We start from the raw sequence: 26,162 nt of genomic DNA, 5'->3' as shown, positions 1-26,162 counted from the left end.
GACTAAACCGCCGCGGATGCCCGAATCAAAAAGAGTATAGCGACGATGCATGAACGGATGCTTGCAAAGCGTCACAGCGGCTTTGCAAGCTGCGCGTGCGGGATGCCTCAGCTTCGCGCGTGCTCCGCGTAAAAGCGGCGGTTGATGAGGGTGCGCACCGCGGGCGCGAGCTCGCCCGCGGTCAGACCTGCCGGGCCGATGCCGTCGTCGGTGAGCGTCTGCGCGGCGAGCCCGTGCAGGTAGACGCCCGCGAGCGCAGCCTCGTAGGCAGGCAGCTGCTGCGCGAGCAATGCTCCGATCAATCCGCCGAGCACGTCGCCGGTGCCGCCGATAGCCAGCCCGGCGTTGCCCGTCGGATTCACCGCGACGCGCCCGTCGGGCGAAGCGATCACGGTGCCCGAGCCTTTCAGCACGGCGATCGCCGCATAGCGCGCGGACAGCTGGCGCGCGGCGGCGATGCGATCCGCCTGAACCGCTTTCGCATCGGTTTGCAGAAGACGCGCCGCTTCGAGCGGATGCGGCGTCAGGATGCACGGATCGCCCTGCGCACCGCGCGCGGCGACCGCCGCCGCGAGCGCGTCGTCCCTCGCGACGAGATTGAGCGCGTCGGCATCGAGCAGCTTGGGCACGTCGAGCTTCAGCACGTCGTCGAGCACTTTCCTGGCGCGCTCGCTTGTGCCCATGCCGCAGCCGATCGAGAGCGCGTCCATCTTCTCGAGCGCGAAGCCGTCGACCTGATGCAGCATCAATTCGGGATGCGGCGGATCGTAGGGCGGGAAGCCTTCGCCCAGAAACGCGATGTTCACCTTGCCCGCGCCGCCGTAGAGCGCCATCCGCGCGGCGAGCACCGGCGCGCCGCACATGCCGGTGTCGCCGCCGATCACGGCGAGCGTGCCGAAGGTGCCCTTGTTCGTCGCGTTGTCGCGCGGCGGCATGTGGGCGCCGAAGAGCGCGGGCGCGTTGAGCACGATCGACGGCACGGCGCTCGCCTCGACTTCCAGCGTCGCGACGAAGAGCCGGCCGGTGAGGTCGCGTCCCTGCGACGTGAAGTGCCCCGGCTTCGCGCCGATGAACGTGATGGTATCGGTCGCACGCACGGCTTCTGAGCCGTTGACCGGCGCGCCGGTGTCGCTGTTGAGACCGCTCGGCACGTCGAGCGCCAGGACCTGGCCCGACGCGCGCGCGCGGCGCGTCAGGCGCGCGGCGATGTCCACGAACACGCCCTCGAGCGGCCGCGAGAGGCCGATGCCGAACATGCCGTCGACGAGCCAGCCGAAATCGTCGAACGAAGCGGGCGGCTGGTCGTCGATCGGCACGCCTGCCGCGCGCGCGGCTCCGAGCGCCCAGCGCGCGTCGTCGGGCTTGACCTCGATGGGCATGCACACGCGCACGCCGATGCCCGCGCGATGCAGCCGCTCGGCCATCACGAGCGCGTCGCCGCCATTGTTGCCGGGGCCTGCCGCGATCCATACCGGCCGCGCGCGCGTTTCGGGATCGTGCTCCATCGCGTCGACGAGACACTGCGCGGCGGCCGCGCCCGCGCGCGCCATCAGCGTGTGCGGCGGCAGCGCGGCGGCTGCGCGCGCTTCGAGCGTGCGCAGCTCGGCGAGCGTCAGGAGCGCGAGCGGATCGTCTTTGGGCGTGAAATAGGGAGAGCGGGCAGCGGTCATGGCGGCGGACGGAAGGGCGTTTCGATCGAATCGTTCGGAAAACCCCGGCATCGCTCGCAGCACCGTGCCCGTCGACGCCGCTGGCGCGGCGCGTATGTCCGCCGGCTGCTAGGCGCGTTCGAGGCTCAGCGCGGCGAGGGTCTCGGCAGGAAGCTCGGGCGCGATGCCGGAGACGAGGTCCGCGATCACTTTAGCAGACCCGCACGCCAGCCCCCAACCCACGGGGCCGTGCGCCGCGTTGACGAAAAGACGCGGATGGCGCGTCGCGCCGACGACCGGAAGCCCGTCGGCGGAAAAGAGGCGCAGGCCGTCCCAGGCACGCGCGGCGGAGACGCGCGCGGCGCCCGGAATCCAGTCGTGCGTGCCCTGGCCGAGCAGATCGAGCGCCCGGCGCGAGAGGGCGGCGTCGAGCGGCTTGTCGGCCTTGGAGGCGCTCTGGAACACGCCCGCGCCTGCGACGCGCAGCCGCTGGTTCACGCGCGTCATCGTGATGCGCTTGGTCGAATCGACGACCGTGAGATGCGGCGCGCGCTCCTCGTAGGCGACGGGCGCCGTCAGCGTGTGCACGCGCAACGGGAACAGCGCGGGCGTCGCGTCGATGCCGCTAATGAGCGCGAGCGTGCCGGTGCCCGCGGCGACGACGATCGCATCCGCCGCGATCGTTTCGACCTCGACCGAGCGCTTTTTGCTCTCGTTGTGATCGGCGAGCTCGACTGCGGCGCGCGCGCCGTCGAGGCGCACCGATGCGACCGCGCGATGCATGCGGAACTGCACGCCGCCGTCCTCGAGCGCCTGCTTCAGTTGCTTGGTGAAGAGCGGACAGTTCGCGGTGCGCTCCTCGGGCAGCAGCACGCCCCCGGCGAACGCGGGATCGTCGGGCACCGAAGGTTCGACGGCGACGCATTCCTCCGGCGTGAGCACCTGATACGGCACCTTGAAGCGCTTGAGCAGGTCGACGGCCGGCTGCGCTTCCTCGAGCTCGCGCGGCTGGCGGAACACATGCAACATGCCGCGGCGCTGCTCGAAATCGAGCTCCAGACGGCTTTCGATCTCGCCGAGCACGCGCCGCGACAGCTCGACGAGCGGCTGCAGCCGCTCGTACCGGGTGGCGAACGTCTCGGGGTCGCGCAGCGTCGCCAGCTGTTTCACGAAATCGCGCGCGGCGGAGTCGAAACCGGTCTTGACCACCATGCCGCTCTGCTTCGCGCGGCTCGACGCCATGAACGTCGGACCGAACCAGACGTCGAGCGGCGAGGGCAGCAGCGCGCCGCCCTGGCCGTAGGTGGCGCCTTGCGCGACGGTCGCGTGGCGCTCGATCACGCAGACGCGATGGCCCGCCGCATGCAGCTGATACGCGGTGGCGATGCCGGCGATGCCTCCGCCGATGACGATTACATCCATGACTTTTTGTGCCCGAAGGCGCGAGATTGCAGTGCTGCGCGGCCTGAGGCGCGGGCAAGTGCGCCCGGCGCCGCGTGTCACCACGATGAAACGACGGGCCGGCGGACTGAATCAATGAGCGGGCCGCACCCGAAGAAAGCGCGCCATGATAGCGCCAAAATCGGTTGCGGGGGACGGCGGACAGCGCGCACGGACAGGCCGCCGTTGCCGCAATCCGCTTTGCGGCGCGGGCCCGGCGCATTTTCGGGATGCCGCGCGCCGCGCCGCGCGATGACGAGCCGTCGCGGGGGGGCGGCCGGGCGGGCTGCGCGGGCCGATTTCGAGACGCTTCCGGGTTATAATCGCGGTCTTCCTTTCGCCTCACGCCGTATTGCGTGCTCCAATCCGAATTTGCGAATTTTTGGATTTGCAAAGCGGGCGAGCCTCACGCGAGCGGCACACAGACGTCATCGACGCACCGTCACAATGGCCCACTTCTCGTGTTTCCCCGGCGCTTCGGCCCTCTCCGATTTCCGTCAGACCCGCCTTCTCGAAACGCTCGCCCGCATCGACGCGAACATCGTCGGCGTGCGCGGCCAGTTCCTGCATTTCGTCAACTCGTCCGAGCCGCTCACGGACGACGACAACAGCCGCATCGAGGCGCTCATGCACTACGGCGCGCCGTTCGAGGAAACGAAGGAGCGCGGCGCGACGGAAACGTTCATGGTGGTGCCGCGCTTCGGCACCGTCTCGCCGTGGGCGAGCAAGGCGACCGACATCGCGCATCACTGCGGGCTCGATAAGGTGCGGCGCATCGAGCGTGGCGTCGAGTACACCGTCATCATGAAAAGCGGCCTGCTCGGCGGCAAGAAGACCCTCTCCGACGCGGCGCGCGCGGCCGTCGCGGATGCCTTGCACGACCGCATGACCGAAAGCGTCGCGGCGTCGCGCGATCAGGCGCTGCATCTGTTCGACGAGCTGCCCGCGAAGCCGCTGCAGACGGTCGACATCATCGGCGCGGGACGCAAAGCGCTGGAAGCCGCGAACATGGAGCTCGGCCTCGCGCTCGCGGAAGACGAGATCGACTATCTCGTGAGCGCGTTCGAGGGCCTGAAGCGCAATCCGACCGACGTCGAGCTGATGATGTTCGCGCAGGCCAACAGCGAGCACTGCCGCCACAAGATCTTCAACGGCGAATGGACCATCGACGGCGAAAAGCAGGACATGTCGCTGTTCCAGATGATCCGCAACACCGAGAAGCTGAATCACGCGGGCACCATCGTCGCGTATTCGGACAACTCGGCGATCATGCAGGGCGGCATGGCCGAGCGCTGGTTCCCGCGCGGCGAGGACGAGCAGTATCAGCGCCACGTAGAAATGACCCATACGCTGATGAAGGTCGAGACGCACAATCACCCGACCGCCATTTCCCCGTTTGCGGGCGCGGCGACGGGCTCGGGCGGCGAAATCCGCGACGAGGGCGCGACCGGCCGCGGCGCGCGTCCGAAGGCGGGTCTCGCGGGCTTCACGGTATCGAACCTCGATCTGCCCGACGCTCGCCAGAAATGGGAGAACGATCGCGATTCCGCCGTGCCGCTGTCCTCCCGCAATCCCGCCGACAAGAGCGAGCCGTATGGCCGCCCGGACCGCATCGCGTCGCCGCTGCAGATCATGATCGACGGGCCGATCGGCGCGGCCGCCTTCAACAACGAGTTCGGCCGCCCGAATCTCGGCGGGTACTTCCGCGCCTTCGAGCAGAACGTCGCGGGCCGCGTGCGCGGCTATCACAAGCCGATCATGATCGCGGGCGGCATCGGCAACATTTCGGATCAGCACACGCACAAGCACGATTTTCCCGGCGGCACGCTGCTGATTCAGATCGGCGGGCCGGGCATGCGCATCGGCATGGGGGGCGGCGCCGCGAGCTCCATGGCGACCGGCGCGAACACCGCCGAGCTCGACTTCGATTCGGTCCAGCGCGGCAATCCCGAAATCCAGCGCCGCGCGCAGGAAGTCATCAACACCTGCTGGCAGATGGGCGAGCGCAATCCGATCCTGTCGATTCACGACGTCGGCGCGGGCGGCATCTCCAATGCGTTCCCGGAGCTCGTCGATGGCGCGGGCAAGGGCGCGCGCTTCGAGCTGCGCAAGGTGCAACTGGAGGAGAGCGGTCTGTCGCCGCGGGAAATCTGGTCCAACGAAGCGCAGGAGCGCTACGTGCTGGCGATTTCGCCGAACGATCTGCCCGCGTTCCAGGCGATCTGCGAGCGCGAGCGCTGCCCGGTGGCGGTCGTCGGCGTGGCGACGGAAGAGCGTCAGCTGAAGCTGATCGACGACGCCAACGAAGGCCAGGAACCCGTCGACATGCCGATGGACGTGCTGCTCGGCAAGCCGCCCAAGATGCATCGCGACGTGAAACGTGAAAGCGCATCGTTCACGCAAGTCGACGTCACCGGCCTGCCGTTGTCCGAAGTCGCGCTCGACGTGCTGAAGCATCCGACTGTCGCGAGCAAGTCGTTCCTCATCACCATCGGCGACCGCTCGGTGGGCGGCACGACCGCGCGCGACCAGTTCGTCGGTCCGTGGCAGGTGCCCGTCGCCGATTGCGCCGTGACGACGATGGACTACGTCGGCTACCGCGGCGAAGCGATGACGATGGCCGAGCGCACGCCGCTCGCCGTCATCGATGCCCCCGCGTCCGGTCGCATGGCGGTGGGCGAGGCGGTGACGAACATCGCAGCGGCGCCGATCGAATCGCTCAACAAGCTGAAGCTGTCGGCGAACTGGATGGCCGCGTGCGGCAGCGCGGGCGAAGACGCCGCGCTCTACGACACGGTGAAGGCGATCGGCATGGAACTGTGCCCGGCGCTGGGCATCAGCATTCCGGTCGGCAAGGACTCGCTGTCGATGCGCACGAAATGGCAGGACGCCCGGGGCGGCGCACGGGAAGTGGTGTCGCCGGTGTCGCTCATCATCTCGGCGTTCGCGCCGGTCGAGGACGTGCGCCGCCATCTGACGCCGCAGCTCGTCAATGACACGGACACGGTGCTGATCGCGATCGATCTCGGCCGCGGACGCAATCGCCTGGGCGGCAGCATTCTCGCGCAGGTCACGCAGCAAGTGGGCGACGCGGTGCCCGACGTCGACGATCCTGAAGACCTGAAGCGCTTCTTCGCGGCAATCCAGGCGCTCAACGCCGATGACAAGCTGCTCGCGTACCACGACCGCTCGGACGGCGGCCTGTGGGCGACGGTCTGCGAGATGGCGTTCGCGGGGCACGTGGGCGTGTCGCTGAACGTCGACATGCTGACGCTCGACGCCGAGCACGAATCCGATTACGGCGACGCGAAGGACTGGGCGAAGCAGACGAGCGGCCGCCGCGAGGATCGCACGATCCGCGCGCTCTTTTCCGAAGAGCTGGGCGCGGTGGTGCAGGTGCGCGCAGCGGACCGCGACGCAGTATTGGGCGCGCTGCGCGAGCACGGCTTGTCGGCATGCGCGCATGTCATCGGCAAGCCGAACGCGGCCGACACCGTCGAAATCTATCGCGACGCAAAGAAGATTTTCGATGCGCCGCGCGTCGAGCTGCATCGCGCCTGGAGCGAGGTGAGCTGGCGCATCGCGCGCCTGCGCGACAACCCGGCCTGCGCCGATGCCGAATACGACGCGCTCCTCGACGCGGGCGATCCCGGTCTTTCGCCCGTGCTCACGTTCGATCCGAGCGAGGACGTCGCCGCGCCCTTCATTGCGACGAGCAAGCGTCCGCGTGTCGCGATCCTGCGCGAGCAGGGCGTGAATTCGCACCTGGAGACGGCCTACGCGTTCGACCGCGCCGGCTTCGACGCGCACGACGTCCACATGAGCGACCTGCTCGAAGGCCGCGCGACGCTCGCCGATTTCGCGGGCGCGGTCGCGTGCGGCGGCTTTTCGTATGGCGACGTGCTGGGCGCGGGCGAGGGCTGGGCGAAGACGATCCGCTTCAATCCGCGTCTCGCCGACATGTTCGCCGCGTTCTTCGACCGTCCCGACACGTTCGCACTCGGCATCTGCAACGGCTGCCAGATGATGTCGAGCCTGGCCTCGATCATCCCCGGCGCGGAGCACTGGCCGAAATTCACGCGCAACAAGTCGGAGCAGTTCGAGGCGCGTTTCTCGCTGGTCGAGGTGCAGCGCTCGCCGTCGATCTTCTTCGCGGGCATGGAAGGCTCGCGTATTCCGGTGGCGGTCGCGCACGGCGAGGGCTTCGCGGATTTCTCGCAACAGGGCGATCCGTCGAAGGCGCTCGTCGCGATGCGCTACGTCGACCATCGCGGCAATGCGACCGAGCAGTATCCGTTCAACCCGAACGGCTCGCCGCAGGGCATCACGTCCGTCACGACGCCGGATGGCCGCTTCACCGTGCTGATGCCGCACATGGAGCGCGTGCATCGCAACGTGCAGATGAGCTGGACGCCGGAGGACTGGACCACCGACGGCAGTCCGTGGCTGCGCGTGTTCCAGAACGCGCGACGCTTCCTGGGCTGATCGCGCAACGCTCCACACAACACCCCGAAGTCGAATCTTCGGGGTGTTGTGTTTTCAAGCTGGCTTTTCGGCCGCCTCAATGCTGCTTTTCGGCAAATATCTCAAAATAATCAGGCCGTAAGTTGCAGGTATAGTGCTTCGGCGCGTCATCATGGGACGCCGAAATGGAGGAGCAATGAGGCAGTTTCGATCAGGATATTTAGGTATACCAAGTTTATTGGCAGCGACAATCGTTGCTGTGTCGTGTCTGTTGACGGCATGCGGCGGCAGCTCGGAATCAGGCTCGGGCTCGGCCAGCCTGTCGCCGTCGGCGCGCGCGGCCGCGCTCGGCGAGAATCTGATGGTGCGTGTCGAAATCGACACCAATGATGCCGCGAAGTCCGGCACGAACTGCGCGGACCTCGGCGCGGACTGGGCCAGTTGCGCGCGCGGCAAGCTGATCCTGGAAAACACCGGCGGCCGGAGTCTCGCCGCCGGAGGCTGGACGCTCTACGTGCATAGCATCCGGCGCATTCTGATGATCGAGCATCCGGCCTTTGCGTGGAAGCACGTCACGGGCGATCTCTATGCACTTACGCCGGGCGCCGGCGCCTTCACGCTGGGCGCGGGTGAGCGCGTCGAAGTGCCGTTCGTCGGCGAATACTGGTATCAGCGCTACAGCGATCTCTTGCCGCGCGCATACGTCGTGGCGGACGGCAGCGAGACGCCTGCGATCCTCAAACACAACGATACCGACGACGAAACGCGCTATGTCGACCGTATCCCGCCGAGCACGGACGACGTCGCGGCGTTTGCCGCGACGCCGGCGCAGGTGCAGCGAGCCCGCGCGGAAGCCGCGCTCCCTTCGGCCCAACAAAGCGCCGCGCGCGCATTGCCCGCCGTGCTGCGCGAAACGGCGGGCGAGGGTACGGTGCAGATCGGCGGCATCGATTTGGCCTTGTCCGGTCTGAGTGCGTCGCAGGCGGCGGCGCTCGGTTCGCGGGCGGCGACGCTCGGCCTCGATGGTCCGGCTGCGCGCGTGAACGGCCGGATCGTCGGCGGAGCGCTGCCCGCCGATATCGCGAGGAGCGGCGGCTATCGCCTGACGATCGCGTCCAGCAGCGTGAACATCGACGCCTTCGACGCCGCTGGACTCTTCTACGGCGTTCAGACGCTCCTGTCGCTCACGCCGGCGGGCGGCGGCAGCGTGCCCGCGATGACGATCGAGGATGCGCCGCGCTATGCGCATCGCGGCATGATGGTCGACGTGGCGCGCAACTTCCGCCAGCCCGCGACGCTGCGACGCCTGATCGACCAGATGGGCGCGTATAAGCTCAATCGCCTGCACCTTCATCTGTCGGACGACGAAGGCTGGCGCATCGAGATTCCGGGCCTGCCCGAGCTTACCGAGGTCGGCGCGAAGCGTTGCCACGATCTCACCGAAATGCGCTGTCTGCTTCCGCAGTTGGGCTCTGGTCCGGACAACCGGTCGGGCGGCGGCTATCTGAGCCGGGCAGAGTATGTCGCGCTGGTGCGTTACGCGGCGGATCGCTTCGTCGAGATCGTTCCAGAGATCGACATGCCGGGACACGCGCGCGCCGCGGTGGTGTCGATGGAGGCGCGCTACCGGCGCCTGCGCGCGCGGGGCGACGAAGCGGCGGCAAGCGCGTATCGGCTGCTCGATCCGGCCGATACATCGAATACAACGACAGTGCAGTTCTACGATCGCCGCAGCTTCCTGAATCCCTGCTCGGATGGCGCGCAGCGGTTTGCGTCCAGGGTGATCGGCGAAGTCGCGGCGATGCATCGCGAGGCTGGCGCGCCGCTCTCCGTCTGGCACTTCGGCGGCGACGAGGCGAAGAATATCCTCCTCGGCGCGGGCTTCCAGCCGCTCGACGGCACGGACCCCGGCAAGGGTCGCGTGAACCTCGCGGCGCAGGACAAGCCGTGGGCGCGCTCGCCGCAATGCACGGCGCTGCTGAGCGCGGGCAAGGCGGCATCCGTCGACGAATTGCCGTCGATGTTCGCGCGCCAGGTGAGTCAGATCGTGCGCGCGAACGGCATCGGCACGATGGCTGCGTGGCAGGACGGCATCAAGCACGCGAACGGCCCGCAGGATTTCGCGACCGCGAACATGATGGTGACGCTATGGGACACGATGTTCTGGGGCGCATCGGACAGCGCGCGTACGCTCGGCAATCAGGGCTACAAGATGGTGCTCGCGCTGCCGGACTATCTGTACTTCGACTTCCCCTATTCGTTCGATCAGCGTGAGCGCGGCTATTACTGGGCGTCGCATGGCACGGACGGCTTCAAGACGTTCTCGCTCGCGCCTGACAATCTGCCGCAGAACGCGGAGATCATGGCCGATCGTGACGGCAATCCGTTCGAGGTGACGAGCGCGGGCTCCGCGCCCCGGATCGAGGGCATTCAGGGGCAAGCCTGGGCCGAAGTGATGCGCACCGATCAGCAGTTCGAGTACATGGTGTATCCGCGTCTGCTCGCGCTCGCGGAGCGCGCATGGCATCGGGCGCCGTGGGAGCGGCCGTATCGCGAAGGCGAGCGCTACAAGCTCGGCGATACCGACAAGGTCGACAAGGCCGCGCTCGCACAGGATTGGGCCGGCTTCATGAGCGTGGTTCAGAACCGCGAGTTGCCGAAGCTGACGCGCGCGGGAGCGGTGGTGCGGACGGGGCTCGGGATGGCGAGCAGGGGGTGATGAGGGCAGGGTAGGAGACGACCGAGCCGCCCTCAGATGGCTCGGTCTCGCGACTTGGTTATTGCTAACCGCTATGGTGCAAGAGCAAGCGGGATTTCCTTGCGGCATGGCATTGCATCGTATGTGCGACCGTTCAGAAGTCTTCCCGTCATGTCCTTGCGCACACCACCCCATTGCTTGAAAAAGAACGCCACGCGGTGGCCACGGCATTGACGACGGATGGCATGCACCCAGGCTTCTTCCATCGGCCGGGCACCACGCCCCGATTCACCGCCCACGATAACCCAATCGATTCCGTTCAAGGGAAGATCGTCGAGCGGTCCAATCAGCGGTTCACAGGACAGGAACTTGACCTGCGCTGCCGTGGCGGCCAGGTGTCCGATGCGGCTCATCACTCTGGCATCCTCCACGCTCACGCCCATCCATATATTCGGCGTCCACGGCAGGAGTGGCGAGAGCTCAAGCAGGCGCTCAGATCGCTTGGTCAGTACCTGATACGTGTGCTGAGGCGTCGCCGCCATCGTCTCGAACACCCGCTGTATGAAGTCGAGGGGAACGGCCTCTTGAAAGAGGTCGCTCATCGAGTTGACGAAAACGGTGCGCGGCTTCTTCCATTTGCGAGGCAGATCGATCAGATCCTCGTGCAGCGTGGGCGAGAACTCGGACTCATAGCGCACGCATCCCATCGCTTTGAGTCGCTTGGCCATTCGCTCGGCGTAGCAATGCTTGCAACCCTGGCTGATCTTCACGCATCCGGTTACCGGATTCCAGGTCATCTCGGTCCATTCGATGCCGGTCTTTGTGGCCATCGCAGCGTTCTACCTTAGTTTTCCCGGCTCGGAGTGTAGGAGTTTCACTTTGCTAGAACAAGGACTTTTGCTTTTTGTCCTCCTTTCCAACGTCATTCCACAGCTTCTCAGCAAGTGGATGGCGTCTCAGCAATATGAGGCGATATAAAGGCCCATTTTTACTGTTTTTTATCAGAGGCATCATTTCGGCCGCAGTCATTTGTGTGTGGCTCAAAACAAGCGATTTCCAGTGCTCCAAAAACGCATTCACAAAAGCGCTTTTGGGCAGATGTCTTAAGTCAACGGCCTCCCGCCATCCGGGTGCGATTCGTTCAAGTCGGCTCCCAGATGTCGCCGCCTCCAAGTCGATGTTCCTCTGAATATCCATCACGCTGAAATGAACGAGTATGTCCATGAAACGCCGTTCAGACAGCACTCGAATAATTTCAAAATCGAGATGCGCCGCATTGAACGGATCAAGAAATGCCAGGTCTAGCCCGCGTGGCAATTCCGACACGATCTCGTGAACCGTTTCCTTGGCAGGACCGAAAAATGACTGAACGGAAGCGCCAAGTCTTTCGAGACGAAGCTCACAGATCCTGACGGACTGTTGATGCAGATCGCCGATGTACATGGCAGTGAACGGTCGTCCGTTTCCCATGCAAGACGCTCTCCATGCAGCGATTGCACCGCCGTCCCGAAACGTGTTCGTTCCGCGCTCGACGACACGCCCCGGACCGCAAAAAACGTCGATGTAGCACGCGTGTCCCCACTTCGCGCGCGAGAGACGGGACGCGACGATATAGTCGGTGAGTCTTTCATGTTTCTGCTGAGACCAACCACCCACAATCATCGCGTCCATTCCATCGGATGGGTCGGCCATAAACTTGTCACCACTCATGTCGTTCGTATCCCGTTTCAGTCTTGATTGAACGATCTTGAGGATAGTGCACCGCCGACGGAATTCGATTCGTCTGAAAGCGGCCCCGGTTAGCCGAACGGCAGAGGGGTGTCAAATGAAAACGCCCCTGACCGCGAAGTCAGGGGCGCTTGATACTACGAAGAGCGGTTAGCGGACGCGCTGGCTTACTTCACCACCGCCTTGCTTCGCAAACCCTCTTCGAACCCCTGCAGCTTCTCCTGCTGAATCTGCTGCGCGATCTGCGTCTTCACCTGATCGAGCGGCGGCGGGGCGATCTCGCGGGAATCGTCCATGCGGATGACATGCCAGCCGAACTGCGTCTTCACCGGCTCGGGCGTCACTTCGCCCTTCTTCAGCTTCTCGGCGGCCGCGCCGAATTCCGGCACATAAGCCGAGGGCGACGACCAGTCCAGATCGCCGCCATTCTTGCCCGATCCCGGGTCCTTCGAATATTGCTTGGCGAGGTCCTCGAAGCTCGCGCCGCCCTTGATCTTGGCGATCAGCTCCTTCGCCTGCGCTTCGTTGTCCACGAGGATGTGATGCAGATGCAGTTCCGTGCCGCCGCCGTTCTGCTTGACCAGCTGGTCGTAGCGCGCCTTGATTTCGGCGTCGGTCGGCGTGTTCTTCTTCACGAAGTCTTCGATGAGCGCGCGCAGCACGACGGTCTGCTGCGCGACGGCCAGTTGCGCCTTCACATCGGGACGCGACGCGATGCCTTCGCGCGCGGCTTCCTGCATCAGGATCTCGCGATTGATGAGTTCCTCGCGCACCGCCTGCTGAAGTTGCGGCGAATCCTGCTGACCCTGCGCGACGAGCTGCTTCACGAGCGCATCGGCGCGCGACGTGGGAATCGGCGTGCCGTTCACGACGGCAATGTTCTGCGCGAACGCGGGCGCCGCCGCGAACGCAGCCAGCAACACCCAGACGCGGGTTTTTTTCAAAGTCATCGAAGGTTCCTAACTGAGCAAACAGACGCCTTCAAAGGCGATATTTAAAAGGCAAAGGCTGATCGGAAAAGACGGGGGCCGCGCGCGTCTATTCGAATTGTTCTGCGAACTCCTGCGGCGTGTAAGCCCGGATGGCGAGCGCATGCACGCCGCGCCGCATTTCCTCGGCCAGCGCATCATACACCAGTCGATGCCGCGCCACGCGCGCCTTGCCCGCGAAGCATTCCGCCACGATCGTCACGGTGTAATGGCTGCCCGAAGCCGCGCCCGCATGGCCCGCGTGCGCGGCGCTGTCGTCGTCGATGTGCACCGATTGCGCCGCGAGCGCCGCATTCAGGCGCGCTTCGAGATGCGCGATCTTGTCCGCCGCCGACGCGCTCATGAAATCGAAGGCTGCGCTCATTGTCCGTCCTCCTTCATGTACTTCGCGAGCCAGAAACTCTGCGCGACGATGAACACGACCAGACACCCCGTCGCGCCGAAGAGCTTGAAGTTCACCCATTGATCGGTGGTGAAGTTGTACGCGACGAAGAGGTTCACGATGCCGAGCAGCGCGAAGAACACCGCCCACGCGACGTTCAACTGTCCCCACACGCGATGCGGCAATACGATCTGCTTGCCCATCATCGCTTCGATCAGATTCTTTCTGAACGCCGTCTGCGCGACGATCAGCGCGAGCGCGAACAGCCAGTAGAGCGCGGTCGGCTTCCACTTGATGAAGGTGTCGTTGTGCAGCACGAGCGTCGCGCCGCCGAACACCACGACCACGCCCAGGCTCACCCACAGCATCGGGTCGACCTTGCGGTGCCGGAACGCCACCCAGGCGATCTGCACGAGCGTCGCCGCGATCGCGACAGCCGTCGCCGTGTAGATGCCCCAGAGCTTGAATGCGACGAAAAAGAGAATGATCGGAAACAGATCGAACAGAAATTTCATTGGCGTCCGGACGTGATGGGCATCGGATGGGATGCGGGGCGCGCGAGCAACGAGCGCCCGCCCGGAAGGAGCGGGCGTCGATACGGACTGGATGCAGGGCGCTACCGGGCGCCCCGTGCCGGGCTCGCGCTTACTTGGGTTCGAATTGTAGCGCAGCCGAGTTGATGCAATACCGCAATCCGGTCGGCGCGGGGCCGTCCTCGAAGACGTGGCCGAGGTGCGCGCCGCAGTTCTTGCACTGCACCTCGATGCGCAGCATGCCGTGCGAGCGGTCGGTCTTTTCCTGGATCACTTCGCCGTTGATCGGCTTGAAATAGCTCGGCCAGCCGCAGCCGGCGTCGAATTTCGTGTCCGATTCGAAAAGCGGCGTGCCGCAGCACACGCAGTCATAGACGCCGCGCTCGAAGTGGTCCCAGTACTCGCCGGTGAACGGCCGCTCGGTCGCCGCGTGACGCGTGACCTGGTACTGCATGTCGTTCAGTTCGCGGCGATAGGTCGCGTCGTCCTTTTGCAGCGGACGGGCGGCGGTGTCGGGGGTGTCGTCTCTGTTCATGTCGGTCCTTTATGGTCCTTTATGGTCCTTTGTCGAGCCTCGAGAGAGGCCATGTAGATGGGGGCGCCGCTACGAAGAACAACTCACTTCGAGCTCGCTCGCCCAGTCGGGCGGCAGACCGGCGTATGCCTCATGTTCCGGCTGCTCGTCGTAGGGGCGGCGCAGCACGTCCAGCAGGCGCGCCAGTTCCGAAAAGTCCTTCTCGCTCGCCCGGCGGATCGCCTGTTCCGCCAGATGATTGCGCAGCACGTATTTGGGATTCACGCGGTTCATCGCGGCCGCGCGCGCGGCGTCGTCGCGCGGTTCGAGGGCGAGGCGCTCGCGATACTGCGCCGCCCACGCATCGAACGCGGCGCGATCGAGGAAGAGATCGCGCACCGGCGCATCATGGCTCGCGTCGGATTTCGACAGCTTCGACAAGTTCCGGAACGTGAGCGTGAAATCCGCGCGATTCGCATGCATGATTTCGAAGAGCCCGTTGGCGAGCCTGTCGTCGCCGTCGCGCTCGATTTCGAGGCCGAGCTTCGCGCGCATCTTCGCCACGAGGGCGGGTGCGAAACGCTCCTTGAAGCGCTCGAGCACCTTCTGCGCCGCCTCGACCACGCGCTCGGCGCGGCCTTCCTCGGGCAGGTTTTCGCCGAACAGCGGCACGAGCGCTTGCGCGAGACAGAACAGGTTCCAGTAGGCAACCTGCGGCTGGCGGCTGTACGAATAGCGCCCCTGCGTATCCGAGTGGTTGCAGATGTGATGCGCGTTGAAGCCGTCCATGAAGCCGAACGGGCCGTAGTCGATCGTGAGGCCCAGGATCGACATGTTGTCGGTGTTCATCACGCCGTGGCAGAAGCCGACGCCTTGCCACTGCACCATCAGGTCGGCGGTGGTGCGTACGGCTTCGTCGAGCAGCGCGAGATACGGGTCGTCGGCGTCGCGGCAGTGCGGACAGAAGCGGTCGATGACGTGATCGGCGAGCTGCTTCAGATCGTCGATGCGATCGTTCGAATAGAAATGCTCGAAGTGGCCGAAGCGCACGAAGCTCGGCGCGACGCGCGTGACGATCGACGCGGTCTCGATGGTCTCGCGGCGCACCGGCAGATCGGAGCCGACCACGGTGAGCGCGCGCGTCGTCGGGATGCCCAGATGATGCATCGCTTCCGAGCACAGAAACTCGCGGATCGACGAGCGCAGCACCGCGCGGCCGTCGCCCATGCGGGAGTAGGGCGTGCGTCCCGCGCCTTTCAGCTGCACTTCGAGCCGCGCACCGTCGTGTTCGACCTCGCCGAGCGTGAGCGCGCGGCCATCGCCCAGCTGGCCCGCCCACACGCCGAACTGGTGACCCGAGTACACGGCGGCATACGGCAGCGCGTCACTCGGCCAGTCGCGCGTGGGATTGCCCGCGAAGTACGCGGCGAACGCCTCTTTTTCGGGGCCGACGGCGGCTTGCGGATCGAATCCGAGCGATTCGGCCATCTCGCGCGAAATGCCGACGAGGTACGGATCGGGCACGGGCGCGGCGGGGAGCCGGGTAAGGAATGCGGTCCCGAGCGCGGCGAAGGAGCCGGGCTTGCCGATCTCGATCGTGCGGGCGATTTCGCTCATGGAAAGCGCGCCGGCGGGCGTCTCGTCACGCGCGGCGCGCACGACATTGCTTGGGGAAAACGACATATTGAGCGCCTCTGAGTTAAACGATATTGTAATTCCGCGCCCGCGGCCCTGCAGGAGCCGGGCTTCGCGCCATCCGCAAGCAATCGACTCCTTCGAGGACCTCGCCCATGACGTCGCCGCTCTACGGCCAGATGATGGAAGTACCGTTGCTCGCGTCGTCGCTGCTGTCCCATGCCGCGCGCCATTTCGGCGACACCGAGATCGTGTCGCGCCGCATCGAGGGCGACATCCACCGCTACACCTACCGCGATTGCCAGAAGCGCGCGAAGCAGCTCGCGCAGGCGCTCATCGCGCTCGGCGTCGAAGAGGGCGAGCGAATCGGCACGCTGGCGTGGAACGGCTACCGGCATCTCGAGTGCTACTACGGCGTGTCCGGCATGGGCGCCGTGTGCCACACGATCAACCCGCGCCTCTTTCCCGATCAGATCGCGTTCATCATCGATCACGCCGACGATTCATACGTCTTCTTCGACATGACCTTCGGGCCGCTCGTCGAGCTCATCGCGCCGCAATGCCCGAACGTGAAGGGCTGGGTCGCGCTCGGCGACGCCGCGTGCATCGCGGAGCATCTGTCGAGCATGAGCGTGCGGGTGATGAGCTACGAGAGCCTCATCGGCGAGCACGACGGCGCGTATGAATGGCCGATGCTCGACGAGCGTCAGGCCTCGTTTCTCTGCTACACGTCGGGCACGACCGGCAATCCGAAGGGCGCGCTCTATTCGCATCGCTCGACGGTGCTGCACGCTTACGGCGCGGCGCTGCCCGACGCGATGGGCGCGTCATCGAGCGATGCGATCCTTCCCGTCGTGCCGATGTTCCATGTCAACGCATGGGGCATTCCGCATGCGGCGCCGCTCGTCGGCGCGAAGCTCGTGTTTCCGGGCAAGGACCTCGACGGCAAGTCGCTCTACGAACTGATGGAAGCCGAGGGCGTCACGTATTCGGCGGGCGTGCCCACCGTCTGGATGGGCCTGCTCGCCTACATGAAGCAGCAGAACGTGCGCTTCTCGACCTTGAAGCGCACGGTCATCGGCGGCTCCGCGTGCCCGCCCGCGATGCTGCGCACCTTCGAGGAAGACTACGGCGTGCAGGTGATCCACGCGTGGGGCATGACGGAGATGTCGCCGCTCGGCACGCTCTCGCGCCTCTCCTTCAGACAGAAGCAGCGTCCGCCGGAAGAACAGCGCCGCTCGCTCGAAAAGCAGGGCCACGCGCTCTTCGGCGTCGACATGAAAGTGGTCGGCGACGACGGCCGCGAACTGCCGTGGGACGGCAAGTCCTTCGGCGATCTGTACGTGCGCGGCCCGTGGGTCATCGACCGCTATTTCCGCCGGCACGATTCGCCGCTCGTCGACGGCTGGTTTCCGACGGGCGACGTCGCCACGATCGATCCGGACGGCTTCATGCAGATCACCGACCGTAGCAAGGACGTGATCAAGTCCGGCGGCGAATGGATCAGCTCGATCGATCTGGAGAACATCGCGGTGTCGCATCCGCAGGTGGCGGAAGCGGCGTGCATCGCGTGCCTGCATCCGAAGTGGACGGAGCGGCCGTTGATCGTCGCAGTGTTGAAGCCCGGCGCGACGGTGACGCGCGAGGAACTGCTCGCGCATTTCGAGGGCAAGATCGCGAAGTGGTGGATTCCCGACGATGTCGTGTTCGCCGACGAGTTGCCGCACACGGCGACCGGCAAGCTGCAGAAGGTGCGGCTGCGCGAGCAATATCGCGATTACGTGCTGCCGAGCGCGTTGGAGAACGACGCCTGACGCGCTTCAAAAAAAAGCGGCGCTCATTGCGCCGCGTTACATGCTCCGGCTTACACGTCAGACAGAAACCAGCAGATCCCCTTCCTGAACGACGCTCATACGATCTTCCAGCGCATCTCGCGTGTGACGAGCGTGCGAGCGGCCAGGAGCTCCATGATGGTGGACGCTCCGGGCGTCCCGTACCGGTCGACGGCGTCATCGTGCAGATACCTCCTGAACTGGATCGCGTGCAGCAATTCTTCGCAGAGCGTCGAGCGGCTGCGACGAGGGCCCAGGAAGATCAGATCCATCGACAGCGTGCGGCCCTTGGCGCCGCGCCATTTCAGGTAGCGATAGCCCTCCTGGTTCTGGACGATATCGGCCTTGCCGGCGGGACGATACCTTCGGACGTGTCGCTTAAGTTGCCTGCGCCTGCGATTCACGGCTCGTCGGCTCATGAGCCGGCCGTTTGATACCTTTCCACTCGGCCGAACGGATTATTGGAACGCTCGTGCTTTTTTGTGTATTCTGTGTCAATCGCCCACCATAATTCGGCTATATCCGGTCGACAGGAGACACCTTCATGGCAGTGGACTATTCGATCCGCGACGGCGTCGCCGTCATCACACTCGACAATCCGCCCGTCAACGGGCTTGGACATTCGACGCGCCTCGGCATCGTCGAGGGCATCGAGCGCGCGAGCGACGACGCGAGCGTGCGCGCCATCGTCCTCATCGGCGCGGGCAAGGCGTTTTCCGGCGGCGCGGACATCACCGAATTCAACACGCCGAAGGCCACGCAGGAACCGACGCTCATGACCGTGATCAAGGCCGTCGAGGGCAGCGCGAAGCCCGTGGTCGCGGCGATCCACGCGGTCGCGATGGGCGGCGGTCTCGAGCTCGCGCTCGGCGCGCATTACCGCGTCGCCGCGCCCGGCGCGCAGATCGCGCTGCCGGAAGTGAAGCTCGGCCTGCTGCCCGGTGCGGGCGGCACGCAGCGTCTGCCGCGCGCGGTCGGCCTCGAGACGGCGCTGAACATGATCGTCTCGGGCACGCCAGTTCCGTCCGAGAAGCTCGCGCAGACCGCGCTCTTCGACGAGCTGGCCGACGGCGATCTGCTCGACGCCGCGGTGTCCTTCGCGAAGCAGGCCGCGGACCGGGGTGGCCCGTATCCGAAGGTGCGCGATCGGAGGATCGAGCATCCGAACGCCGAGGGCTTCATCCAGTTCGCGCGGAACAGCGCTGCCGCCGTCGCGAAGCACTTTCCGGCGCCGCACAAGTGCATCGACGCGATCGAAAAGGGCGTGAAGGAAGGTTTCGAGCGCGGTCTCGCGTTCGAGCGCGAATGTTTCCTCGCGCTCGTGCAGACGCCCGAGAGCCGCGCATTGCGGCACGCGTTCTTCGGCGAGCGCGCCGCGGGCAAGATCGCCGATGTGCCGTCGAGCACGCCCGTCAGAAAGATCGAGCGCATCGGCGTGGTCGGCGCGGGCACGATGGGCGGCGGCATCGCGATGAATTTCCTCAACGCGGGCATGCCCGTCGTGCTGCTCGAAACGAAACAGGAAGCGCTCGATCGCGGCCTCGCCACGATCCGCCGCAATTACGAAGCGCAGGTCAGGAAAGGCAAGCTCACACAGGAGAAGGTCGACGAGCGCATGGCGCTCATTCAGCCGACACTGTCGTTCGGCGATCTGGCGCAAGCGGACCTGATCATCGAAGCCGTCTTCGAGGAGCTGGGCGTGAAGGAACAGGTGTTCCGCCAGCTCGACGAAATCGCGAAGCCCGGCGCGATCCTCGCGTCGAACACGTCGACGCTCGATCTGAACAGGATCGCCTCGTTCACGAAACGTCCCGGCGACGTGATCGGCATGCACTTCTTCAGCCCCGCGAACGTGATGAAGCTGCTCGAAGTCGTGCGCGGCGGGAAGACGGACAAGGACGTGCTCGCGACCGTCATGCAGCTCGCGAAGAAGATCGGGAAGACGGCCGTGGTGTCGGGCGTGTGCGACGGCTTCATCGGCAATCGCATGATCGAGCAGTACATTCGCCAGGCGCTCTTCATGCTGGAAGAAGGCGCGCTGCCCGCGCAGATCGATCGCGCGATCGAGACGTTCGGCTTCGCGATGGGACCGTTCCGCATGAGCGATCTCGCGGGCAACGACATCGGCTGGGCGATCCGCAAGCGCCGCTATCGCGAGCAGCCGGACCTGCGCTATTCGCGCGTGGCCGACCGCCTCTGCGAGCTGGGCCGCTTCGGGCAGAAGACCGGCGCGGGCTGGTACGACTATCAGCCGGGCAAGCGCGATGCGGCGCCGTCGAAGCTGGTCGACGACATGATCGTCGCGTTTTCGTTGGAGCAGGGCATCGAGCGGCGCAGGATCGGCGACGAGGAAATCGTCGAGCGTCTCGTGCTGTCGCTCGTGAACGAAGGCGCGAAGATTCTCGAAGAAGGCATCGCGGCGAAGGCGTCGGACATCGACATGGTCTATCTGACAGGCTACGGCTTCCCGCTCTGGCGCGGCGGCCCGATGCTCTACGCGGACACCATCGGCCTCTACAACGTCGAACGCGCGATGCGCAAGTACGCGAAGCAGCCCAACGGGGAAGCATGGCGGCCGGCCGCGCGCGTGACGGAGCTCGCGGCATCCGATGGTCGCTTCAACGCCTGAACGAGCGAGTGAACATGATGAAACCCGTTGAAGATGTATTCCTCGTCGTGGACGTGCAGTACGACTTCATGCCGGGCGGGGCGCTCGCCGTCGCGCAGGGCGACGAAGTCGTGCCGGTCATCAACCGGCTCGCGCGCGCGTTCTCGCATGTCGTGCTGACGCAGGACTGGCATCCGCGCTCGCACGTATCGTTCGCGCCGAATCACGCAGGCCGTGCGCCGTTCGAGACGATGACGCTGCCCTACGGCGAGCAGGTGCTGTGGCCGGTGCATTGCGTGCAGGACACGGACGGCGCGGCGCTGCATCGCGATCTGCATGTTCCGCATGCGCGGCTCGTCGTGCGCAAGGGCCATCACGAGCACGTCGACAGCTATTCGGCGTTCCTCGAAGCGGATCGCGCGACGCCGACCGGCCTCGCCGGCTATCTGCGCGATGTCGGCGCGAAGCGCATCTGGCTCGCGGGGCTGGCGACCGACTATTGCGTCGCGTGGTCCGCTCTGGATGCGCGCGCGGCGGGCTTCGAAGCGAGCGTGATCGAGGACGCATGCCGCGCGATCGATCTGAACGGCTCGCTCGACAAGGCATGGAAGGACATGCAGGCGGCGGGCATCGAGCGCGTGCGCTCCGAGGACATACTGAAGAACATCGACAGGGAGACGACATGACCGATGCAGTGATCGTATCGACGGCGCGCACCGCGCTCGCCAAATCGTGGCGCGGTGCGCTGAACATGACCCACGGCGCGACGCTCGGCGCTCACGTGACGAGGGCCGTCGTCGAGCGCGCGGGCATCGACCCGGCGCGCGTCGAGGACATCATCATGGGCTGCGCGAACCCCGAAGGCGCGACCGGCATGAACATCGCGCGGCAGATCGCGTTGCGCGCGGGCCTGCCCGTCTCCGTGCCCGGCATGACGGTCAACCGCTTCTGCTCGTCGGGCCTGCAGACGATCGCATTGGCCGCGCAGCGCGTGATTGCAGGGGAAGGCGATGTGTTCGTCGCGGGCGGCGTCGAATCGATCTCGTGCGTGCAGAACGAGATGAACCGCCACATGCTGACCGAAGGCTGGCTCAGCGAGCACAAGCCCGAGATCTACTGGTCGATGCTGCAGACCGCGGAGAACGTCGCGAAGCGCTACGAGATTTCGAAGGAGCGGCAGGACGAGTACGGCGTGCGTTCCCAGCAGCGCGCGGCGGCGGCGCAGGCGGCCGGCAGGTTCGACGATGAAATCGTGCCGATCACCGTGCTCGCGGGCATCGCCGACAAGGCGACGGGCCGCCTGTCCACCAGGGAAGTGACCCTCGCCGCCGACGAAGGCATCCGCGCCGACACGACGCTCGAAGGCGTCGCGAATATTCGCACGGCGCTGCCGGGCGGCGTCATCACGGCGGGCAACGCGAGCCAGTTCTCCGATGGCGCGTCGGCATGCGTCGTGATGAGCGCGACGCTCGCCGAGAAGGAGGGCTTGGCGCCGCTCGGCGTCTTCCGCGGCTTCGCGGTCGCGGGCTGCGAGCCGGATGAAATGGGCATCGGTCCGGTGTTCGCGGTGCCGAAGCTTCTGCGGCGCGCGGGCTTGTCCGTCGACGATATCGGTCTGTGGGAGCTGAACGAAGCCTTCGCCGTGCAGGTGCTCTATTGCCGCGACAAGCTGGGCATTCCCGACGAGCGTCTCAACGTGAACGGCGGCGCGATCGCTGTCGGGCATCCGTACGGCGTGTCGGGCGCGCGCCTGACGGGCCACGCGCTCATCGAAGGCAAGCGGCGCGGCGCGAAGTTCGTCGTGGTGACGATGTGCATCGGCGGCGGGCAGGGCGCGGCGGGGCTCTTCGAAATCGTGTGACGGTTCCCTGAAATTCTGGGCGCAGCGATTTTTGCTACGCTTCAGGTCTCGATCGATCACAGGAGTCGCCGTGCTACGTCACATCGTCATGTGGAAGCTGAAGGAAAGCGCCGGGGGCGCGAGCCGCGCCGAGAACGCGCAGAAGCTGAAGGCCAGGCTCGAAACCTGCCGCAGCATCGTGAAGGGCCAGGGGCATTTCGAGGTCGGCACCGCGCAGCCGGGCTTCGAATGCACGTATGACGTCGTGCTCGCCTCCGATTTCGACGACCGTGCCGCGCTCGAGGCCTATCAGGTCCATCCGAAGCATCAGGCGCTCAAGGACTTCGTCGCGGCGATCCGCGAGGACCGTCAATGCGTCGACTACGAAGTGTGAGCGCGATGTCTACATCCGGCACACCGGCAAGCCGCGTTTCCATCGAAAGCCCGTTCATCGACACGCTCGGCGTGCAGCTCGTCAAGGCCGCCGACGGCGAAAGCGAAGTGCACATGCCGCTTCAGGATGCGCACATGAACACCTGGGGCATCGCGCACGGCGGCGTCACGATGACGCTGCTCGACGCAGCGCTCGCGCTCGCTGCGCGCAGCGTCGCGGGCGACGGCATCGGCGTCGTCACCGTCGAGATGAAGGTGAACTTCATGCAGCCGGGACGCGGCGAGTTGCGCTGCTACGGCCGCGTGCTGCATCGCTCGACCACGATGGCGTATTGCGAGGGCGAGATCCGCGACAGCGAAGGCCACTTCGTCGCGAAGGCGCTCGGCACGTTCAAGTATATGAAGCGGCTCGCGGTCGGGCGCGACATCGTCCGCCAGAAGATGTGCTCCGATCCCAAGGCGACGCCTGGACCGAGCGACGCCTGACACGGTTTCATCCCGAGGAGAATTCGCATGGCAGACGCACGGATCAATCGCCAGATACTGCTCGTCTCGCGGCCGCAAGGCGAGGCGACGGTGTCGAACTTCAAGCTCGTCGAGACGCCGCTCGCGCCGCTGCGCGACGGCGAGGTGCGCGTGCGCAATCACTATCTGTCGCTCGACCCTTACATGCGCGGACGCATGGAGGACGCCAAGTCGTACGCCGCGCCGCAGCCGCTGAACGAGGTCATGATCGGCGGCACCGCGGGCGTCGTGACCGAGTCGCGCAATCCGGCGTTCAAGCCCGGCGACAGCGTCGTCGGCATGTTCGGCTGGCAGGAATACGGCACGTCCGACGGCCGAGGCCTGAACAAGGTCGATGCCTCGCATGTGCCGCTTTCCGCGTATCTCGGCGCGCTCGGCATGCCGGGCGTGACGGCGTGGTATGGCCTGAACCGCATCATCGAGCCGAAGGCCGGCGAGACGGTGGTCGTGTCCGCGGCGAGCGGCGCGGTGGGCAGCGTGGTCGGGCAACTGGCGAAGGCGGCGGGATGCCGCGCCGTGGGCATCGCGGGGGGCGCGGAGAAGTGCCGCTATGTCGTCGAGACGCTCGGCTTCGATGCGTGCGTCGATTACAAGGCGGGCAGGCTCTACGACGACCTGAAGGCCGCGACGCCCAATGGCGTCGACGGCTACTTCGAGAACGTCGGCGGCGAAGTGCTCAATGCGGTGCTCGCGCGCATGAACGCGTTCGGGCGCGTCGCGGTGTGCGGGATGATCTCCGGCTACGACGGCAAGCCTTTGCCGATGGAGCAGCCCAGACTCATCCTGACGCAACGGCTCAAGTTGCAGGGTTTCATCGTCTACGAGCATCTGGATGTCTGGCCGCAGGCGCTCAAGGAACTCGGCGAGCGCGTCGCAACGAAGAAGCTGCATTTCCGCGAAAGCATCGCGCAGGGGCTCGAAAACGCGCCCGAAGCGTTTCTCGGCCTGTTGCGCGGAAAGAACTTCGGCAAGCAGCTCGTGAAGCTCGTCTAGCGAGGAGCGCACGTGGATCGCTTCGAAGGCAAGGTCGCCGTCATCACCGGCGCGGGCAGCGGCTTCGGCCGGGAATTCGCCATGAAAGGCGCGGCGCTCGGCATGAAGCTCGTGCTCGCCGACCTGGACGCCGCCGGGCTCGCCGCAACCGTCGATGCCGTGCGCGCGCAGGGCGGCGAAGCGATCGGCGTCACGGCGGACGTGTCGGACGGCGCCCAGGTCGAAGCGCTGGCCCAGGCTGCGCTCGATGCGTTCGGCGGCGTGCATCTGCTCTTCAACAACGCGGGCGTCGGCGCGGGCGGCTTCGTCTGGGAGAACAGCGCGAACGACTGGCAATGGGTCTTCGGCGTGAACGTGATGGGCGTCGCGAACGGTCTGCGCGCCTTCGTGCCGATCATGCTGAAGCAGAACGAGCCGGCGCATATCGTCAACACGGCGTCGGTGGCGGGTTTGCTGGCCGCGCCCGCGATGGGCGTCTACAACGCGTCCAAGCACGCGGTCGTCGCGCTGACGGAGACGCTCTATCACGACCTGCGGCTCGCGGGCGCATCGACGATCGGCGTGTCGCTCCTGTGCCCCGCGTTCGTGCCGACCGGCATCGCCGATGCCGAGCGCTCGCGGCCCGAGGCGCTCGCCAACGACGCGCCCCATACGGCCTCGCAAAAGCTCGCCGCAAGGCAACTGACGAGGGCGGTGGAAAGCGGCAAGCTCTCGGCGCGCGACGTCGCCGAGCTGACCTTCGACGCGGTGCGCGAAGGGCGCTTCTACGTGATCACGCATCCGGGCATCATGGCGTCGGTGCAGCTGCGGCTCGACGACATCGCGCAACTGCGCAATCCGACCGATCCGATGTCGTTGAAGCGCCCGCGCTAGCGGCGTGTGCTTCGTGGCATCATCGTGTCCTTTTGACGCTTTTTCCGCCGATGCCGCTCAACCCGAAGATCGCGCAGATTCTGGAGATGGTCGCGCGCGCCAATCGTCCGCCGTATCACACGCTCACGCCGCAAGAGGCGCGCGCCGCCTATGCGATGAGCGCGCAGATCCTCGATATCGCGCCGCTGCCGATGTTCAGCGTCGAAGACCTGCGCATCCCGACGCGCGATGGCGAAACGATCGGCGTGCGCGTGTATCAGCCGGTCGAGCCGAGCTGGGCCGAGCCTTCCGCGGCGCTCCTGTATCTGCACGGCGGCGGGTTCACCGTCGGCAGCGTGTCGACGCACGACGCGCTGTGCCGCAAGCTCGCCCACGATGCGCGCTGCGCGGTCGTATCGGTCGATTATCGGCTGGCGCCCGAGCACAGGTTTCCCGTCGCGGTAAACGATGCGTTCGATGCGCTGCAATGGCTCGCGCGCGAGGCGCCGACGCTCGGCATCGATCCGGCGCGGCTCGCGGTCGGCGGCGACAGCGCGGGCGGCACGCTCGCGATCGTATGCGCGGTGCTCGCGCGCGATGCGGGCATCGATTTGCGGCTGCAACTGCTGATCTATCCGGGCACGAGCGCGTGGCAGCGGAGCGAATCGCATGCGCGGCTGGCCGATGGCTATCTGCTGTCGGGCGAGACGATCCAGTGGTTCTTCGCACAATACCTGCGCGACGATCGCGACCGCGACGACTGGCGTTTCGCGCCGCTCGACGCGGCGGGCGGCGTGCCGGACTTCAAGGGTGTCGCGCCGGCGTGGATCGCGGCGGCGGATCACGATCCGCTCTATGACGAGGACATCGCGTTTGCCGAAAAGCTCGCGAAGGCGGGCGTGCCGGTCACGCTCATGCGCTACGAAGGCATGATCCACGAGTTCTTCAAGATGGGCGGGTTCGTGCCGGAAGTCGCCGAGGCGCATGCGGATGCGGTGAGGGCGTTGCGCGGGGCGTTGGATATATTGCCGTAGTTGATTATCCAGCATGCAAATATCCGAGTTTTTCGAACCTCGCTTTTAGTCCG

21 protein-coding genes are annotated in these 26,162 nt (G+C 65.9%); 11 read left to right on the top strand and 10 right to left on the bottom strand.

Going from position 1 to position 26,162, the window contains the following annotated elements:
* Positions 1-107: 107 nt before the first annotated feature.
* Complete coding sequence (locus AWB83_RS08255) at positions 108-1,670, bottom strand: NAD(P)H-hydrate dehydratase (RefSeq protein ID WP_087044116.1); 1,563 nt, start codon at positions 1,668-1,670, stop codon at positions 108-110.
* A gap of 108 nt (positions 1,671-1,778) precedes the next feature.
* Complete coding sequence (locus AWB83_RS08250; protein WP_087044114.1) at positions 1,779-3,071, bottom strand: FAD-dependent oxidoreductase; 1,293 nt, start codon at positions 3,069-3,071, stop codon at positions 1,779-1,781.
* Positions 3,072-3,536: 465 nt separating this feature from the next.
* On the opposite strand from AWB83_RS08250, the gene purL reads away from it, so the two are divergent.
* Both purL and AWB83_RS08240 read left to right on the top strand, forming a co-directional pair.
* Positions 3,537-7,574 (top strand): phosphoribosylformylglycinamidine synthase, encoded by a 4,038-nt coding sequence (purL, locus tag AWB83_RS08245; protein WP_087044112.1) that lies wholly within the window; start codon positions 3,537-3,539, stop codon positions 7,572-7,574.
* 175 nt (positions 7,575-7,749) lie between these two features.
* Positions 7,750-10,272 (top strand): family 20 glycosylhydrolase, encoded by a 2,523-nt coding sequence (locus tag AWB83_RS08240; RefSeq protein ID WP_087044110.1) that lies wholly within the window; start codon positions 7,750-7,752, stop codon positions 10,270-10,272.
* A 71-nt stretch (positions 10,273-10,343) separates the two neighbouring features.
* Here the strand turns inward: AWB83_RS08240 and AWB83_RS08235 are convergent, their stop codons facing one another.
* The 7 genes from AWB83_RS08235 to AWB83_RS08205 form a co-directional block, all read right to left on the bottom strand.
* Positions 10,344-11,081: a DUF5131 family protein gene (locus AWB83_RS08235; protein ID WP_087044108.1), complete on the bottom strand. Its 738-nt coding sequence runs from the start codon at positions 11,079-11,081 to the stop codon at positions 10,344-10,346.
* 52 nt (positions 11,082-11,133) lie between these two features.
* On the bottom strand, positions 11,134-11,961 hold the full coding sequence (gene tcmP, locus AWB83_RS08230) for a three-Cys-motif partner protein TcmP (RefSeq protein WP_244197627.1): 828 nt from the start codon (positions 11,959-11,961) through the stop codon (positions 11,134-11,136).
* Positions 11,962-12,146: 185 nt separating this feature from the next.
* Positions 12,147-12,929 (bottom strand): peptidylprolyl isomerase, encoded by a 783-nt coding sequence (locus AWB83_RS08225; protein WP_087044106.1) that lies wholly within the window; start codon positions 12,927-12,929, stop codon positions 12,147-12,149.
* Between the two features lie 88 nt (positions 12,930-13,017).
* Entirely contained in the window at positions 13,018-13,332 is a 315-nt protein-coding gene (locus AWB83_RS08220) for a BolA family protein (protein WP_087044104.1), read from the bottom strand.
* The gene (locus AWB83_RS08215; protein ID WP_087044102.1) at positions 13,329-13,865 is read right to left on the bottom strand and encodes a septation protein A; all 537 of its coding nucleotides are present in this window, start codon (positions 13,863-13,865) and stop codon (positions 13,329-13,331) included. Before AWB83_RS08215 ends, AWB83_RS08220 begins: the two co-directional genes overlap by 4 nt.
* A gap of 130 nt (positions 13,866-13,995) precedes the next feature.
* Positions 13,996-14,418, bottom strand: a complete 423-nt coding sequence (gene msrB, locus AWB83_RS08210) for a peptide-methionine (R)-S-oxide reductase MsrB (protein WP_087044099.1) — start codon at positions 14,416-14,418, stop codon at positions 13,996-13,998.
* Between the two features lie 69 nt (positions 14,419-14,487).
* Positions 14,488-16,080, bottom strand: a complete 1,593-nt coding sequence (locus AWB83_RS08205; protein WP_087044097.1) for a protein adenylyltransferase SelO — start codon at positions 16,078-16,080, stop codon at positions 14,488-14,490.
* 107 nt (positions 16,081-16,187) lie between these two features.
* On the opposite strand from AWB83_RS08205, the gene AWB83_RS08200 reads away from it, so the two are divergent.
* Complete coding sequence (locus AWB83_RS08200; protein WP_087044095.1) at positions 16,188-17,846, top strand: 3-(methylthio)propionyl-CoA ligase; 1,659 nt, start codon at positions 16,188-16,190, stop codon at positions 17,844-17,846.
* A gap of 95 nt (positions 17,847-17,941) precedes the next feature.
* On the opposite strand, the gene AWB83_RS08195 is transcribed toward AWB83_RS08200, so the two are convergent.
* On the bottom strand, positions 17,942-18,283 hold the full coding sequence (locus tag AWB83_RS08195) for a hypothetical protein (protein ID WP_087044093.1): 342 nt from the start codon (positions 18,281-18,283) through the stop codon (positions 17,942-17,944).
* Positions 18,284-18,408: 125 nt separating this feature from the next.
* On the opposite strand from AWB83_RS08195, the gene AWB83_RS08190 reads away from it, so the two are divergent.
* The 8 genes from AWB83_RS08190 (at position 18,409) to AWB83_RS08155 (ending at position 26,109) form a co-directional block, all read left to right on the top strand.
* Complete coding sequence (locus AWB83_RS08190; RefSeq protein ID WP_087044091.1) at positions 18,409-20,493, top strand: 3-hydroxyacyl-CoA dehydrogenase NAD-binding domain-containing protein; 2,085 nt, start codon at positions 18,409-18,411, stop codon at positions 20,491-20,493.
* A gap of 17 nt (positions 20,494-20,510) precedes the next feature.
* Positions 20,511-21,158 (top strand): bifunctional nicotinamidase/pyrazinamidase, encoded by a 648-nt coding sequence (gene pncA / locus AWB83_RS08185; protein WP_087044360.1) that lies wholly within the window; start codon positions 20,511-20,513, stop codon positions 21,156-21,158.
* Positions 21,155-22,333, top strand: a complete 1,179-nt coding sequence (locus AWB83_RS08180; protein WP_087044089.1) for an acetyl-CoA C-acyltransferase — start codon at positions 21,155-21,157, stop codon at positions 22,331-22,333. The genes pncA and AWB83_RS08180 overlap by 4 nt, the downstream gene beginning before the upstream one ends.
* Before the next feature lie 70 nt (positions 22,334-22,403).
* Entirely contained in the window at positions 22,404-22,706 is a 303-nt protein-coding gene (locus AWB83_RS08175; protein ID WP_087044087.1) for a Dabb family protein, read from the top strand.
* 5 nt (positions 22,707-22,711) lie between these two features.
* On the top strand, positions 22,712-23,191 hold the full coding sequence (locus tag AWB83_RS08170; protein WP_087044085.1) for a PaaI family thioesterase: 480 nt from the start codon (positions 22,712-22,714) through the stop codon (positions 23,189-23,191).
* A gap of 27 nt (positions 23,192-23,218) precedes the next feature.
* The gene (locus tag AWB83_RS08165) at positions 23,219-24,223 is read left to right on the top strand and encodes an NADP-dependent oxidoreductase (protein WP_087044083.1); all 1,005 of its coding nucleotides are present in this window, start codon (positions 23,219-23,221) and stop codon (positions 24,221-24,223) included.
* 12 nt (positions 24,224-24,235) lie between these two features.
* Positions 24,236-25,096 carry an SDR family oxidoreductase gene (locus AWB83_RS08160; protein ID WP_087044081.1) on the top strand — a complete coding sequence of 287 codons (861 nt, stop codon included), beginning with the start codon at positions 24,236-24,238 and terminating at the stop codon, positions 25,094-25,096.
* A 50-nt stretch (positions 25,097-25,146) separates the two neighbouring features.
* Positions 25,147-26,109, top strand: a complete 963-nt coding sequence (locus AWB83_RS08155) for an alpha/beta hydrolase (RefSeq protein ID WP_087044358.1) — start codon at positions 25,147-25,149, stop codon at positions 26,107-26,109.
* Positions 26,110-26,162: the final 53 nt, after the last annotated feature.

Origin of the sequence: Caballeronia ptereochthonis (assembly GCF_001545075.1) — a bacterium.
In the GTDB taxonomy this organism is placed as follows: Bacteria; Pseudomonadota; Gammaproteobacteria; order Burkholderiales; family Burkholderiaceae; genus Caballeronia; species Caballeronia ptereochthonis.
Note: the sequence above shows the minus strand (reverse complement) of the source record. Positions and strands in the feature narration are given on the sequence as shown.